We start from the raw sequence: 15832 nt of genomic DNA on the forward strand, positions 1-15832 counted from the left end.
GATCTCGGGCGACCTGGGCGATCGGCTTACCCGTCTCCTCGACGATCCGGACCGCCCCATCACGAAACTCCCGGTCGTACTTCTTGCGCTTCTCTGGCATCGTGCTCCTCATTATCGATGCCTCTACGGTTCGGGGGGGAACCTCAGAGATCACCTCGTAGACCAGGTGGGTCGCCGTGGACGTGGGTGTGACGCTGCGCTGCGCGAGTGTGCGCGGCACACCGTCGACGAACAACGGCGTGCCCGAACCGAGTACGACCGGGGCGAGGTGCAGCGAGAGGATGTCGACCAATCCTTCGGCGAGTGCGGAACCGACGGTGGCCCCACCACCCATCACGATGACGTCGAGGTCCTCGCCGCGGGCGTGGGTCGCCGCCTCGGCTCGCTCACGTGCCGCGGCGACGGCATCTTCTATGCCGGTGGTGACGAATGTCCAGTCCATGTCGGTGAGACGTACGGTCTCCGGCGGTGAACCGGTGACGACGACGAAGGACGGCTTGCCGACCTCGCCGGCGCCGTAGCCGACCTCGTCGTCCCAGCCGCCCGGTCCGTCGACCACGTCGAACAGCCGGCGTCCGAGGATGACCGCACCCGACTTGGCCGTCGACTCGGCGAGGAGTCGCCGGTCGTCGGGATCGTCGGAGAACGCCCAGGTGTGCAGTGCTTCTCCGCCGGTGCCCAGGCCGTTGTCCGGCCCCGGGTCGGGTCCGGTGACGAAGCCGTCGAGGGAGATGGAGATGTCGGCGATGATCCGGGTCATGTCAGTACAGACCCGGATGACCGCCCGCAGTCATCGGTGTCAGCGGTCGGTGGCGAGGACGACGTTGCCGAGCGCCGGTGCGCCATCCCGGTCGGCAACCGATGCCGTGATCAGGAGGCGGCCGCCTTCCTCCCAGACGTCGACATCGAGGGTCTCACCGGGGAAGACGACACCGGCGAAGGTCGCCGAGAAGTCCGCGACACGGGCGACGTCTCCGTCCAGGAGTGCGTCCGTCACGGCGCGGCACACACTTCCGTACGTGCACAGGCCGTGCAGGATCGGTCGCGGGAACCCGGCGTTCGCGGCGAAACCCGGATCGGAGTGCAGTGGGTTGCGGTCGCCGCACAGCCGGTACAGCAGCGCCTGTTGCGGCAGCGTCGGCACCGAGATCCGATGATCGGGTGCCCGGTCCGGGTAGGCCACCTTGTTCGACGATCCACGCTCACCGCCGAAGCCGCCCTCGCCTTTGGCGAAGATCGACGAGCGGGTGGTCCACAGTGGTTCGCCTGCGTCATCGGTCGTCACGGTTTCCTGGATGATGACCGCAGCCGACCCCTTGTCCTGCACCTCGACGATCGAGGTCCGGCTCGTCGCCTTGCCTGCGGCCGGCAGCGGACGATGTGCGATCACCTGCTGGGAACCGTGCACCACCTTGGCCAGATCGATGTCGATGCCGGGGAATGACACCTTCGGCGGTTCGGTGGCATGGAACGTGGCGGCGACGGTGGCGAACGACGGCAACACCTTTGGTGACGTGTCGTCGACGTAGGCCAGACCGACCGCGTCCATCGGGTCGGAGGCAGCGCCGACGGCGAGGTGGTACAATGCGACGTCGGATGCCGCCCATTCGAAGCTGACCTCGGGGAGTTCGGCACCGACGGCGACGGCGGGATCGATGGGCACGGTGTTCAGGCTCCTGTAGTGGTCGAGGTGGATGGGGTGGACGCTGCTTTCGATGCGGCGTCGAGGGCAGCGAGGTAGCCGAAAACGAGTGCGGGACCGATGGTTGCGCCGGGCCCGGCGTAGGTGTGTCCCATCACCGGTGCGCTGGTGTTACCCGCAGCGTAGAGGCCGTCGATGATCGATCCGTCGGGCCGCAACGCGCGTCCGGCGGCGTCGGTGTCGATGCCGCCCTTGGTGCCGAGATCTCCCGGCACCATCTTGACCGCGTAGAACGGCGCCTTGGTGAGTGCACCGAGACTCGGGTTCGGTTTGTTGGTGATGTCACCGTAGTAGTGATCGTATCCGCTTGTGCCGCGGCCGAAGTCGGCGTCGACACCGGACCGGGCGAAGCCGTTGAACCGCTCGGTGGTGTTCGCGAGCGCGTCGGCGGGCACGTCGATCTTGTCGGCGAGTTCGCGTATCGAGTCGGCCTTGACGACGACGCCTGCCTCGAACCATTTCTTCGGAAGGGGTTGGCGCGCATTGACTCCGGCGAACAGATACCGGTTGCGGCAGGTCTGGTCCATGATCAGCCACGACGGTACGTTCTCACCGGGGCTCTCGCCGTGGCCGAAGTCGCCGCCGTACATCTGATGGACGGCCTCGACATACGGCAGCGACTCGTTCATGAACCGTTCGCCGCGAACGTTGACGATGAACGTGCCGGGGACCGACCGCTCCGACAGTGCGAACCACGGTCCGCGGGGCAGCGGGATCGTCGGACCCCACCACGAGTCGTCCATCAGAGACACGGCCGCACCGACTTTGAGTCCGGCGGTGATTCCGTCACCCGTGTTGGACGGTGCGCCGGTCGTCCAGTCCGACCCGATCGGCTCGCGCTGGTACTTCTGCCGCATCTCCGCATTGTGCTCGAAGCCGCCGCAGGCGAGGATCACGCCGTGGCGGGCGTGGATCGGGAACTGTGTGCCGTCGGATTCCGCCAGCACCCCGACCACGCGGCCGTCGTCGGTGAGGAGGTCGGCCAGGCCGGTGTTGAGCTTCAGCGGCACGCCGAGTTGCCGCGCCCCGAGCAGTAATTCCGCTGCCAGTGCGGCACCCATCGCGATCAGCTTCTTACCGCGGGAACGGGCCCAGAAGAAGCGGGCGCCGACCTTGGCCATCCGCGCCGGGCCTCGCCAGTGCCGCATACCGGTGTTGAGCCAGCGGTAGTCCGACTGCAGCACCACCATGTTGAGCGGCGCCTTGGTGTACTGCGGGTGCAGCGTCTTCAGGTCGTCGCCGAGTGCTCGGGCATCGAACGGACGCGGCTCCACCGACCGTCCGGCCAGTCGGCCGCCGGGTGCCTCGGGGTAGTAGTCGGAATAGTTCTTGACCCACTCGAGGTCGAGCGGCGCATGCTTCATCAAGAAATCGAGCGCCTCGGGGCCGCGATCGATGTAGGCGTCGATCTTCTCCGCGGGCGCGTGTTCGCCGATGATCGCATGCACATATTCGCGGGCCTTCTCCACGGTGTCGTCCACGCCGTCGCGCTTGAGCACCGAGTTGTTCGGAATCCAGACACCGCCGCCCGACCGCGACGTCGAGCCACCCCAGTACGGGGACTTCTCGATGATGACGGTCTTCAGACCACTCGCGGCCGCGGTGATGGCCGCGCTGAGTCCGGCGGCACCGGCGCCTACGACGATGACGTCGTAGGTTTCCGCGCTGGTCTCCGGGGTGGAAGTGGTCTGGTCTGTCGGTTCGGTCGCGCCGGCCATCGGGGTCCCTTCATGCGCCACGGGTGGAACGTGTTCTCCCTAGAATTAGAACATGTTATAGAAATGGGGCGCCAGAGGTATTGGGTGATGGTCTCTGCGCCTCCCTTCGCAGCGTCGGGTCGTCCGATCGTATGAGCACGTCGAACCCGGCTTCGTGGTTTCGGGGAATTGCCCGTCGAACCTGCGTGTAATGGGTATCAGAAGGTCGTCGGACCAACCTGGCCGGGAGCGTAGCCATGACCGATTCCGCGCAATCTGAACTCCGCATCGCCCTCGTGCTCAACGGCGGCGTCAGTCTCGCCGTGTGGATCGGTGGCGTGGTACACGAGTTGAACCGGCTGAGGGAGGCGTCGCGGGGTGGTGGAGTTTCCGCAGCATGGTCGGACCTGCTCGGGCCCGAGAAGCTGGACCGGCGGGTCGTCATCGATCTGATCGCCGGAACCAGCGCAGGCGGACTCAACGGCGCCGTGCTGGCGACGGCGATCGCGCATGGCACCCGGATGCCGCACATGTTGAACGAAGTGTGGCTTGAAGCGGCGTCGCTCGAGCAGGACGCGCTCATCCACAACAATCCGGAGAACGCGACGTCGGTTCTCGACGGCGCGTTCTTCAAGGGAAGGATCGACGACGTCCTCGAGGGTGTGATCACGCCGTGCTCGGACGACCAGCAGCCCGTGCACGCCGACCGCGGCGACGATTGTGTTCTGCTCATGACCGCCACGGCCCTCGACGCAGCCGTGACGACACGGGAACTCGCCGGTGGTGAGACCGTCGGCGTGCGAGACGGTCGACGGGTGTACAAGTTCGAGCGCCGCCGACAACCACCGGGCATCAGCGACATCTGCCACTTCGCGACGGTCGAACCACTCGCGACCGCCATGCGGGCCACGGCCTCGTTCCCGGTGGCTTTCGACCCGGTCGCCGAAACCACCGAGCTCGCATTACGCGGCGCCGACGGGTCGATCCGGGATCGGCGATGGCTTGTGGACGGCGGCGTGCTCGACAACGCGCCGTTCGAACCGCTCCTTGACGCCTTACTGGAGCGCCCCATCACCGCGCCGCAGGAACGGGTCGTCGTCTACGTGACTCCCGGCGCGGAAGATACGTCCGCTCAGACGGTGTCGGAGCCGGGGCCGATGCCGAACCTGAAGACGATCCTCGGGGGTGTCCTCGACGCCTTCCGTCAGCCGGATCAGCGCCTCGATCACGACCGCCTGGAAGACGCCTTCACGACGATGAATCTGTCGGTGTCGCAGCCGCACACGGTCCTGCGCAACCTGCTTTTCGGCCAAGGAGAGAATGCCGGAGACAACACCCGGGTGAACGCGCCACAGCTCATGACCGCAGCCGAGTGCCTGATGGCCCAGTACCGGCTGTCACGCGCAGAGGCGGCGGAACGAGTGATGTCGCGGGCGCGTCGCGGTGGGCGCATCACCTTCGCGCCCGCGTCGCCGCCCACCCTGACGCCCGAGGAACTGCCGGGAGTTCCGGATTCCATTGGGGTCGGGGACGTCTGGACGTGGGGTGTACCGACGGCCGCACGTGTGCTGCGCTGGCTCGGGCGGGCCGTATCCGACGCCGGGCTCGGCGGAGGCGACGATCTGACCGAACTGCGAAGTGCGATCGCCACGGCGCGACGACTGGTCACCGTCCTAACCTCTCAGCGCGATGAGGTGATCAAGGTGCCCGACGACATGTCCTTGCCGGAGCCTGACCTCATCCGGTGGCAGATCGAGCAGTTGGCGAAGTTCTACCAAGCCAGCGAATCCGCGCTGAGCGAGGTGATGGGTGCGGTCCGCACTGCTGCGGACCCGTTCATGCCGGTGGGCGAGGGTGGTCAGGCGATCGATGTCGCCGAACTGCTCGTCGCTCTCGAGGTGCTCTACTGCAGTTTCAATTGGGGTGGCGCCGAATTCGACACGCCCCGATTCCGGTACGTTCACATGACCCCTGCGGCATCACGGCCGCTCGGGTTCCCCGTCGATTCGGTGTCGCCGCCTGGTTCCGGTTCGGGGACCGGCGAACCGGAGATGGTTTGGCCGAAAGGGAAGCTCTACGGCGAGCAGTGGGGGAACTTCGGTGCCTTTGCGAGTCGGAACGGTCGTACACACGATTGGCGTTGGGGTCGTCTCGATTGCGTCGAGATGATGGTCAGTCATCTGATGCGAGACGCCGAACCGGGCGACATCGAGTCCGCCAAAAGGCAACTCGTCGAAGAGATTCTGGCGGACGAGAAGTCCACTCTCGACGAGATCATCTCGAGCACAACAACGTCGAGATCGATGACGACTGCCGGCCTGTTCGAACTGTGGCATCGAAAAGAAGGTAAGAAGGCACTCGGGGATCTGCTGAAGAGCGTGGATTCGACCCTGGAGAAGGCCGGCATCCCGACATGGATGCAGTACATTCGCTTCGCGCCCACGGCGAGTCTGAGAGTTGTCGCGCCCGCGGTGGCGGTCAAGCGGCGGTGGGACGGGACCCGCAGGTCCGTCGGGAAGTTGGTGAGTCGGATCCGCGGCCGGTGAAACGGGCTCCACGCCGCGCCTGTCGTCCCACTGGCTGGGTTTGTCCCTGCACTTTCTGGCGCGGTGCTCCTACTCTCGATCCGGCAGCCAGGTGACCTGTGGCGGGCGCCGAGAACGAGGTTTGACGAATCACGAGCACTGTGTCGCCAATCTGCAACATGTTCTAAACTAGAACACGTTCACCCGATGGGAATGGAGACGAAGTGGCGGTCGACCAGGCAATACGTGAGCAGATCGCGGCCGAACTGTGGAACGCGGAGCAGTCGGCGGTGGCAATCGATCGTCCTACTGATTCCCACGCGGGCCTCGATGTAGTCGACGCGTATGAGATCCAGTTGATCAACATTCGTAAACGCCTGGACGCCGGCGCGAAGGTCGCCGGACACAAGGTGGGCCTCGCATCGGAGGCCATGCAGAAGATGATGAACGTCGACGAGCCTGACTACGGGCATCTGCTCGACGAGATGCAGTACTTCGAGAAGACCCCGATCGATGCCGGGAAGCTGTGCTTTCCGCGGGTGGAGGTCGAGGTCGGGTTCATCCTCGGCAAAGATCTGCCCGGTGCGGGCTGCACCAACGACGACGTCATCGATGCGGTCGAGTGGGTGGTGCCGTCGATCGAACTGATCGACTCGCGGATCACCGATTGGAAGATCACGCTGTGCGACACGATCGCCGACAACGCATCATCGTGCGGCTGGATTCTGGGCGAGCAGCGTGTCCCGATCAGCGAGATCGACACCGGCGACATCGATGCGGTGTTGCACCGTAATGGGGAGATCGTGGCGAAGGGCAATTCGTCGGCGGTGCTCGGCCACCCGCTCAATGCTGTGTCGTGGTTGGCGCGCAAGGTGGAGAGCTTCGGGGTGCGGCTACGCAAGGGAGATGTGATTTTGCCTGGTACCGCGACCCGTGCCATCGATATCAGCTCGGGTGACCATTTCGTGGCCGAGTTCGCCGGCCTCGGGTCGGTCACCCTCGACTTCGACTAACAGTCCTTTGGTCTCTGAGGAGCGAGCTTGCGAGCGTCAGTCCTTTTGGTCCCTGGAGAGCGGGCGTCAGCCGTTTTGGTCCCTGGAGAGCGAGCGTCAGTCCTTTTGGTCCCTGAGGAGCGAGCTTGCGAGCGTCACGAAGGGCCGGTCCTTCGTGACGGCCCTCCGCAAGCTCCGGGCCTCCTCAGGAACCGGGGTGACTGCCCTCCGCAAGCTCCGGGCCTCCTCAGGAACCAGGTACGGCCCTCCGCAAGCTCCGGGCCTCCTCAGGAACCAGGACACAAACCAACGAGAGGAGTTGTAAATGCCAGCCAAGCTGACCGCAGCGATCATCGGGTCGGGCAACATCGGCACCGACCTGATGTACAAGCTGCAACGATCTGAGGTCATCGAGCCCCGGTGGATGGTCGGTATCGACGCCGACTCGGAGGGCATGAAGCGAGCAGCCGACCACGGGCTGATCACCATGAGCGGCGGTGCCGATGAGTTGCTCGGGTCGTCGGACAAGCCCGATCTGATCTTCGAGGCCACCTCAGCTTACGTGCACCGGGAGTACGCGCCGAAGTACGAGGCAGCCGGGATCACCGCTGTCGACCTCACTCCCGCGGCGGTCGGGCCCGCAGTGGTCCCTCCGGCCAATCTGCGCGAACACCTCGATGCGCCCAACACCAACATGATCACCTGTGGTGGGCAGGCGACGATTCCCATGGTGCATGCGGTGTCGTCGGTGGTGCCGGTGCCGTATGCGGAGATCGTCGCCTCGGTCGCATCGGTCTCGGCCGGGCCGGGTACCCGCGCCAACATCGACGAGTTCACCAAGACCACGTCGAAGGGTATCGAGACCATCGGCGGCGCCGTGCGCGGCAAGGCGATCATCATCCTGAATCCGGCCGACCCGCCGATGATCATGCGCGACACCATCTTCTGCGCGATACCCGAGGACGCCGACACCGACGCGATTGCCGAGTCGATCCACAAGCGTGAGGAAGAGATCCAGTCGTACGTGCCGGGCTATCGGCTGTTGCAGGACCCGCAGTTCGATCCGCCCTCGGCCATCAACGGCGGCCACGCCCGGGTGTCGATCTTCGTCGAGGTCGAAGGCGCCGGCGATTTCCTGCCGCCGTACTCGGGCAACCTCGACATCATGACCGCCGCCGCCACCAAGGTGGGCGAAGAGATCGCGAAGACGAAGTTGGGAGCCTCGGCATGAGCACCGCCACCACAGATCTGATGGCCAACGCCCGCAAGTACTCCGACACCCTCGACATCCGGATCACCGATTCGTCGTTGCGCGACGGCAGTCACCACAAGCGTCACCAGTTCACCGAGCAGGAGGTACGTGACATCGTCGGCGCGCTCGATGCGTCGGGAGTGCCGGTGATCGAGGTGACCCACGGCGACGGACTCGGTGGGTCGTCGTTCAACTACGGCTTCTCCAAAACCCCGGAGCAGCAACTGATCAAGGCCGCCGCAGAGACAGCGAAGCAGGCCAAGATCGCGTTCCTGATGCTGCCCGGGCTCGGCACCAAGGACGACATCCGGGCGGCGCAGGACAACGGTGGGCAGATCTGCCGCATCGCCACCCACTGCACCGAGGCCGACGTGTCGATCCAGCACTTCGGGCTCGCCCGCGATCTTGGGTTGGAGACCGTCGGTTTCCTGATGATGAGCCATTCGCAGCCGCCCGAGAAGCTGGCCGAACAAGCCCGCATCATGGCCGACGCCGGCTGCCAATGCGTGTACGTGGTCGACTCCGCAGGCGCACTGGTCCTCGAGGACGTCACCTACCGGGTCCAGGCGTTGCGCGCAGAGCTCGGTGACGATGCGCAGATCGGTTTCCACGGCCACGAGAACCTCGACATCGCAGTGGCCAACTCCATCAACGCCATTCGTGCCGGTGCGCAGCAGATCGACGGCTCGATCCGCCGCTTCGGCGCCGGCGCCGGTAACACGCCGACCGAGGCATTCGTCGGGGTGTGCGACAAGTTGGGTATCACCACCGGCGTGGATTTCATGAAGATCGCTGACGCCGCCCAGGATGTGGTGCGACCGGCGATGCCGTCGGAATGCCTGGTGGATCGCTCGGCGATGATGATGGGCTACGCCGGCTGCTACTCGAGCTTCCTCAAGCACGCCGAGGGTCACGCCGAACGCTACAACGTCTCGGCCGCCGAGATCCTGCTCGAGGCCGGCAACCGCAAACTCGTTGGTGGGCAAGAGGACCAGCTGATCGACATCGCGTTGGAACTGAAGAAGAAGCAGGACACGAACGCGGGGGTCTGAGCACCACCACACGCCGACGCGGGTCGCGCAGATGGACCGTCGCCAGCATTGCACTGGCACGCACATCGACGCGGCCCGCGTCTGCTGTTCTTGCCCGAAAGTCCTCGCGTCTATCAACTCCACATGGTTAACTACGTTGGATAGGCGGACGAAGGAGAAACATGGATTTCGCGCTGAGTACCGAGCAGCTCGATCTCGCCGAGGCGGAGCGCGCCTGGCTGCACAAGCACGATCCCATCCTTGAACGACGCGAGTCGATCGACGAGTCGCCCGCTCGGCTCACTGCCGCCATGCGCAAGCACGTCGCCGAATCCGGCCTGGCCGGGTTGCTCACCAGCGCCGTCGGCGCTACCCATGTTGATCTGCTGGTGCTCGCCGAAACGCACGGATGGGCGGGCAGTGCATTGCCGCTCGCCGAGATGGCCATCGCGGCGCGACTGCTGGAGGACATCGGACATTCGAGCGCCGAAGACGCGGCCGAGAGCACTGAGATCGTGGTCCCGGTACCTCCGGCACCCGACCTCCACGTGCGTGTCGATGGCGACACCCTCCGGGTCGTCGGCCGCAGTGCGCCCATCACCGGCCTGATGGACGCCGACCGCATCGTGGTGGTGTCACAAACCGACGACGGGGCAGAAGTGGCAGCCGTGATCCGGGTCGAGGCCATCGAGGTCACCGTTCTCGATACGCTCGATCTGTTGCGATCGTGGGCGGTGGCCGACATCGACGTCACCCTCGAATCCGGTGACTGGGCAACGTTGTCCACGGGTTCGGCCGCCGCGTTGTCCGATCAGCTCGCGACCTTCCGCGCCGTCGACGCCCTGGGCTGTGCCGATCGACTTTTCACCATGGCCATCGATTACGCCGGGCAGCGTTCGCAGTTCGGGCAACCGATAGGTTCTTTCCAGGCTGTGAAACATCACCTTGCGAACATGGCGCTCTGGGTGGAGGCTTCGAGATCGACCTTGTGGCGGGCGGCACTCGCGCTCGACGGTGATGACCCCGGCGAGCGCGCGGCGGCGGTGGCCGCGGCGGTGGCCTACGCCTGCAAGAGTTCCGGTGACACCGGCCAACTCGCACTCCAGATCCACGGCGGCATCGGATTCACCTGGGAACACGACGTCCATCTGCTCATCCGGCGGATCAAGGTCGATGAACTCCTCGACGGCACCGTCGCCGACCATCGTCGACGCGTGGTGGATCTGCATGCCGCCGGATGAACGCGACACCGTCGGACTGCCCGACGCCGTTGCCGAATCAGGAGAGCGGAGGCCAAGAGTGACGGGCCGACCCCTGCCGCAGCCCACGTTGCGGTCGGCCGAGTTCTGGGCCTCGGGTGTCGACGGCGTGCTGCGGATCGCGCGATGCGAGTCGTGCGGCCGGCTGTCACATCCGCGGCCACCGATGTGTCCACACTGCCGCAGCCGCGACCTCACCATGAGCCCCGTGTCGGGGCGCGGTGTGGTGGTCGCCGTCACGGTGAACGAACAGCAGTGGCTGCCCGACTTCCCGGCGCCCTACATCATCGCCATCGTTGCGCTGGAAGAGGATTCCGCGGCTCGCCTCACCACCAACATCATCGGCTGCGATCCGGACGACGTACGCGTCGGGACGCGTGTGCGCGTCACCTTCGAACAGGCGGCCGCCGACATCTGGATTCCTCTGTTCGAACTCGACGACGAACGGCCCAACGAGGGCGCGATTCCCGAACCGGAGGATCTGTCTGCGCGCTCGAGGCCGATGGCGTCGCCGGACAAGTTCGAGGATCGGGTGGCCATCACCGGCATCGGACAGTCGGCGGTGGGGCGACGGCTGATGGTCGACCCGTTGACACTGACCGTAGACGCCTGCGAAGCGGCGGTCGCCGATGCCGGGCTGCGCTTCGAGGACATCGACGGGCTGGCGACCTACCCCGGCGGCCCGATCGGCGGTGGCCTCACCGAGGGCGGCACGATGCCGGTCGAGGAGATCCTGCGCATCCGGCCGACCTGGGTCAGCGGCGGCAACGAGTTCCCCGGGCAGAACGGCTCGATCATCGCGGCCATGCTCGCGGTCGCGTCCGGCCTTTGCCGACACGTGCTGTGCTATCGCACGGTCTGGGAGAGCTCGCATGCGGCCATGGTCCGCGACGGCAGATGGGTGGTGCCGGATGCGCGCGCCACCGGGATGACCGAGCATCGGGCCCCCTACGGCGCAATGTCGCCGGCCAACTGGATCGCGTTGTGCGCCAGCAACTATTTTCACCGATACGGTGGTTCCCGGGAGACGCTCGGTGCGATCGCGGTCACTGCTCGACAGCATGCCGCCGCGAATCCTGAGGCGGTGTACCGCGAGCCGATCACCATGGACGACTACCTCGGCGCGCGGATGATCTCGAGCCCGTTCGGTCTCTACGACTGCGACGTCCCCGTCGACGGTGCGGTCGCCGTGGTGGTCTCGGCGGTGGACTACGCCACCGACGGCCCGAACCCGCCGGTGTTCGTCGAAGCCGTCGGTACCCAGATCATGGAGACCCTGTCGTGGGATCAGGGAACCCTGACGCACCTGCCGCAGTCATTGGGGCCGTCGAAGCACCTCTGGACACGGACCGACTGCTCACCGGATGACGTCGACGTGGCCCTGCTCTACGACGGGTTCACCTTCAACGCGTTGTCGTGGCTCGAAGCTCTCGGCTTCTGCGAACTCGGCGGTGCCGCGGACTTCATCGGCGACGGCAGCGCCATCCGACTCGGCGGCCGGCTGCCGGTCAACCCGCACGGTGGTCAGCTCTCCGCCGGACGGCTGCACGGTTACGGCTTTTTTCGCGAGGCGGTCCGACAACTGCGTGGACACGCCGACTCGCGCCAGGTGCCCGATGCCGAACTGGCGGTGGTCACCGCGGGCGGTGGGGTGCCTTCAGGTGCGATCTTGCTCCGCCGATGACGTGAATGTCCAGGTCACGCGCGGTGCTGAGGGTGAGGTAACTTAACAAGTGAACGTTGTCGATGAGAGGACCCATACGTGACCGACAACTCCCTGGCAGCGATCTTTGCGACCCGTTCCGACGGCGAGCGGGGCATCCGGACCCCCAAGACCGCAGAGCTCGTCGCCCGCAAACTGCGCAGCATGATCGTCGACGGCGAATTGGCGGCAGGCGACCATCTGCCGAACGAAGCCGAACTGATGGAGTTGTTCTCGGTCAGCAGGCCGACACTGCGCGAGGCCATCCGTGTGCTCGAGGCCGAACGACTCGTCGAGGTGCGCCGCGGGTCCCGCTCGGGCGCCAAGGTGTGTATCCCCGGACCCGAGGTCGTCGCACGGCCCGCATCGCTGCTGCTGGAACTCGCGGGGGCCACCGTCGCCGATGTTTATCGGGCACTGGAGGCCGTGGAGCCCGCCGCCGCGCGCTTGCTCGCGGAGGAGGGCGACGAGACCGCCTTCGATGAACTCGAGCGATTCGTCGACGAGGTGGTACCCGACGAGTACGCATCCGGGCAATTCGGGAAGGCTGCGGCGGAGTTCCATTCGCTCATGGTGCGGTTGTCGGGCAGCCCGACACTCGCCCTCATCTCCGGCATGGTGCACGAGATCTTCGAACGCAATCACGTCGCGTTTGCGCAGCAGAACGTGAATCGCGATCGTGAGCAACACGAGTCCAACTACAAGTTGTTCGTCCGATCTCAGCGGAAGTTCATCAAGCTGCTCCGCGCGCGCGACGGTGCCGGAGCATTTGCCCACTGGCAGAAACACATGGGCGTCGCCCGTGAGTTCGTCATGCTCGGGCGGGAGGACCTCAAGGTGCAGGACCTGCTGGACTGACCCTGGGCCGTGCGCGCCTGTTCTGCTGATCGGGCCGCCTGAGTGGCACTGAGCGAGCAAGGGTATCGAGGTCAGCGGTCGCAGGAGATCGATTGTTGTGCAAGTGGTCTCGATACGCTGTCTCGCCTAGCGGCTCGACAGCTACTCGACCAGCGGGGGGTGTCCTGCCTGGCTCGACAGCTACTCGACCAGCGGGGGGGTGACCTGCCTGGCTCGACAGGTACTCGACCAGCGGGGAGGGGGCTTGCCTGTGGTTTGACGGCTACTGGACCGGCGGGGGTCTTGCCTGGGCGAACGTCAACCTGGAGTGGCCGCGCTGAGATCACCCATCTAACGTGGCGCGAACCGCTGCCCCGCATCGAGTCGCAGGCACTGCCCGTTGAGCATCGGGTTGTCGACGATGGCCAACGCCAGCTTCGCGTACTCACTCGGCCGTCCCATCCGCTTCGGGAAGGCGGCGTCTTTCACCAACGGGGCCACCTGGTCTTCGCTGAACTTCGCGGTGGCGCCGGTCGAGAACAGGCTCGGTGCGATCGCGACCACGCGAATTCCCAACGGGCCCAGATCGCGGGCCATGGCCAGGGCGCTACCGGCGATCCCGGCTTTCGCTGCGGCGTAGGCGACTTGGCCGATCTGGCCCTCGAAGGCCGCCAACGATGACGTGTTGACGATGACGCCGCGTTCCTCGTCGACGGGATCGTTGGCGCTCATGTGCTGCGCCTGGAGGCGATTCAGGTTGAACGTGCCGACCAGGTTCAGGTCGACGACCTGACGGAACATGTCGAGATCGTGGGGGCCACGGCGGCCCAAGGTCTTCTGCACCTTTCCGCCGCCGGCCGTGTTCACCGCGATGTGCAGTCCACCCATCTCCGACACCGCATCGGCGAGGACTCCTTCGGTTCCGTCGAAGTCCAGGATGTCGACCGCGTGGAAAGTGCCCCCGATTTCGGCGGCGACGTCCTTGCCGTCACTGCCCTCCCGGTCGAGGATTGCCACGGTCGCACCGCCGGCTGCGAGTGCTTCCGCGGTGGCGCGGCCCATGCCCGAGGCACCGCCGACGACGACGGCCTTCCGGTGTGCGAGGTCCATGACGATCTCCTTCGTGTGCGACGCAACGTTGTGCGTCGTCGACGATTGTGATGCAGTTATCATACTAACTAAACTATGTAAGATTTCCGGAGTGGTCCCACACAACGGCATGAGTGGTGTGGTGGCGCGTGTCGTCGCGTGATGATGCCACCGGACAGCGTTATCGGACAGGGAGTGGAGCTCGCATGAACATCGGATTGTTGCTGGACATGGCCGCCGATGGTTTCGGTGACCGGGTGGTCATCGGGCCACGGGACTCCGGGATCACCGCGGCGCAACTGCGCAGCATGGCCGACGCCGGCGCCGAAGTCATCCGAGCGCACTCCGCGGAGGCGGTGGTCTATCTCGCGGTGAACGGCCCGGCGTTTCCGGTGGCGATGTTCGCCGCAGCACGTGCCGGGGTGCCGCTCGTCCCGGTCAACTATCGGCTCGGTTCCGAACAACTCGACGCGCTGCTTTCCAATCACCCGTCGGCGCTCGGCATCGCCGATGCCGAGCACGTGCACATCCTGCAGCGCGCGGGACTCACCACCATCACTCCCGAACAGTGGCTGACCAGTGCGCAGATGACCGAGCCCGCAGCGGACGGCGGCAACGACGCGGCGGCCGACGTCCCGGCGGTGATCATCTACACCTCCGGAACCACTGCGGCACCGAAGGGGGTGTTGTTGCGCAACGAGAATCTGACCTCGTACGTCTTCGGTTCAGTGGAGTTCGCCAACGCAGGGGAGGACCAGGCCGCTCTCGTCAGTGTCCCGCCCTACCACATCGCCGCCGTGGCCAACGTGATCAGCAACCTCTACGCGGGCCGGCGGACGATGGTGCTCGAACAGTTCACACCGGAGCAATGGCTGCACACGGTGCGCGCGGAACATATCACCAACGCGCTCGTCGTGCCGACGATGTTGTCGAGGATCGTCGAGTCCGACGCCGACAAGGACGTGCCGTCACTGCGCAACCTCGCCTATGGGGGTGCGCCGATGCCCTCGCGGGTCATCGAGCGGGCGCTCGAACTCTGGCCCCAGGTCGGCTTCGTGAACGCCTACGGTCTCACCGAGACCAGTTCCACCATTGCTGTTCTCGGACCTGACGATCACCGCGATGCGCTCGCCGGCGACGACGAGCGTATCCGGGCGCGCCTGGGCTCGGTCGGGCGTGCCCTACCCGGCGTCGTCATCGAGATCCGTGACGACGACGGCGCCCTGCTGGGACCTGAGGAGGTGGGCCGGATCTGCGTGGCCGGCGAGCAGGTCTCGGCCGAGTACGCCGGCATCGGCCGGGTGACCGATGAGCAAGGCTTCTTCGACACCCGCGACAAGGGTTACCTCGACGCCGACGGATTTTTGTTCGTCGGTGGCCGTGCGGACGACACCATCATCCGCGGCGCGGAGAACATCGCGCCCGCCGAGATCGAAGACGTCATCCTGCGCCACCCCGACGTCCTCGACGTCGCGGTGGTGGGCGTTCCCGACGACGACTGGGGTCAGCGCATAGAGGCGGCGGTGGTGTTGCGGCCCGGGGTCGAGGTCGACTCGGAGTCGCTGCGTGACCACGTCCGTAAGACGCTGCGCAGCAGCAAGACCCCGGACCGGTTCGTCTACTGGCCCGAGGTGCCGAGGACCGAGACCGGCAAGCTGGTCCGCCGGCATGTGGTGGACCGCCTGGTCAATCTGAGTGAACCGGCGTCGGAGCCCGCATGACCCGGACGCTGCGCACCAACGGAGG

The 15832-nt window shown here is 65.8% G+C and carries 12 protein-coding genes; 8 read left to right on the forward strand and 4 right to left on the reverse strand.

All coding sequences use genetic code 11. The features are described from left to right. From V1Y59_RS09570 to kstD, 3 genes are all read right to left on the reverse strand, one after another. Positions 1 to 760, reverse strand: a 760-nt coding sequence (locus V1Y59_RS09570) for a dihydrofolate reductase family protein (protein WP_330504614.1), incomplete at its 3' end; no start/stop codon positions are given. A 39-nt stretch (positions 761 to 799) separates the two neighbouring features. Continuing rightward, a complete protein-coding gene (locus V1Y59_RS09575; protein ID WP_330504615.1) occupies positions 800 to 1663 on the reverse strand; it encodes a MaoC/PaaZ C-terminal domain-containing protein in 864 nt (287 codons plus the stop codon). Between the two features lie 5 nt (positions 1664 to 1668). After that, positions 1669 to 3420, reverse strand: coding sequence for a 3-oxosteroid 1-dehydrogenase (gene kstD / locus V1Y59_RS09580; protein ID WP_330504942.1), 1752 nt, complete (start codon positions 3418 to 3420; stop codon positions 1669 to 1671). A 236-nt stretch (positions 3421 to 3656) separates the two neighbouring features. On the opposite strand from kstD, the gene V1Y59_RS09585 reads away from it, so the two are divergent. From V1Y59_RS09585 to V1Y59_RS09615, 7 genes are all read left to right on the forward strand, one after another. Continuing rightward, entirely contained in the window at positions 3657 to 5945 is a 2289-nt protein-coding gene (locus V1Y59_RS09585; protein ID WP_330504616.1) for a DUF3376 domain-containing protein, read from the forward strand. Positions 5946 to 6148: 203 nt separating this feature from the next. Continuing rightward, positions 6149 to 6937, forward strand: coding sequence for a 2-keto-4-pentenoate hydratase (locus tag V1Y59_RS09590; RefSeq protein WP_330504617.1), 789 nt, complete (start codon positions 6149 to 6151; stop codon positions 6935 to 6937). A 304-nt stretch (positions 6938 to 7241) separates the two neighbouring features. Further along, positions 7242 to 8147, forward strand: coding sequence for an acetaldehyde dehydrogenase (acetylating) (locus V1Y59_RS09595; protein ID WP_330504618.1), 906 nt, complete (start codon positions 7242 to 7244; stop codon positions 8145 to 8147). Further along, a complete protein-coding gene (dmpG, locus tag V1Y59_RS09600; RefSeq protein ID WP_330504619.1) occupies positions 8144 to 9220 on the forward strand; it encodes a 4-hydroxy-2-oxovalerate aldolase in 1077 nt (358 codons plus the stop codon). The genes V1Y59_RS09595 and dmpG overlap by 4 nt, the downstream gene beginning before the upstream one ends. A 161-nt stretch (positions 9221 to 9381) precedes the next feature. Continuing rightward, complete coding sequence (locus tag V1Y59_RS09605) at positions 9382 to 10440, forward strand: acyl-CoA dehydrogenase family protein (protein WP_330504620.1); 1059 nt, start codon at positions 9382 to 9384, stop codon at positions 10438 to 10440. Further along, positions 10373 to 12142: a thiolase C-terminal domain-containing protein gene (locus V1Y59_RS09610; RefSeq protein WP_330504621.1), complete on the forward strand. Its 1770-nt coding sequence runs from the start codon at positions 10373 to 10375 to the stop codon at positions 12140 to 12142. Before V1Y59_RS09605 ends, V1Y59_RS09610 begins: the two co-directional genes overlap by 68 nt. A gap of 78 nt (positions 12143 to 12220) precedes the next feature. Next, a complete protein-coding gene (locus V1Y59_RS09615) occupies positions 12221 to 13018 on the forward strand; it encodes a FadR/GntR family transcriptional regulator (protein ID WP_330504622.1) in 798 nt (265 codons plus the stop codon). Between the two features lie 330 nt (positions 13019 to 13348). Here the strand turns inward: V1Y59_RS09615 and V1Y59_RS09620 are convergent, their stop codons facing one another. Continuing rightward, a complete protein-coding gene (locus V1Y59_RS09620) occupies positions 13349 to 14107 on the reverse strand; it encodes an SDR family NAD(P)-dependent oxidoreductase (protein ID WP_330504623.1) in 759 nt (252 codons plus the stop codon). A 185-nt stretch (positions 14108 to 14292) separates the two neighbouring features. Here V1Y59_RS09620 and V1Y59_RS09625 point away from each other — a divergent pair, with 185 nt between their 5' ends. Then, entirely contained in the window at positions 14293 to 15807 is a 1515-nt protein-coding gene (locus V1Y59_RS09625; RefSeq protein WP_330504624.1) for a class I adenylate-forming enzyme family protein, read from the forward strand. Positions 15808 to 15832 lie beyond the last annotated feature (25 nt).

This window comes from Gordonia prachuapensis (assembly GCF_036350515.1).
In the GTDB taxonomy this organism is placed as follows: domain Bacteria; phylum Actinomycetota; class Actinomycetes; order Mycobacteriales; family Mycobacteriaceae; genus Gordonia; species Gordonia prachuapensis.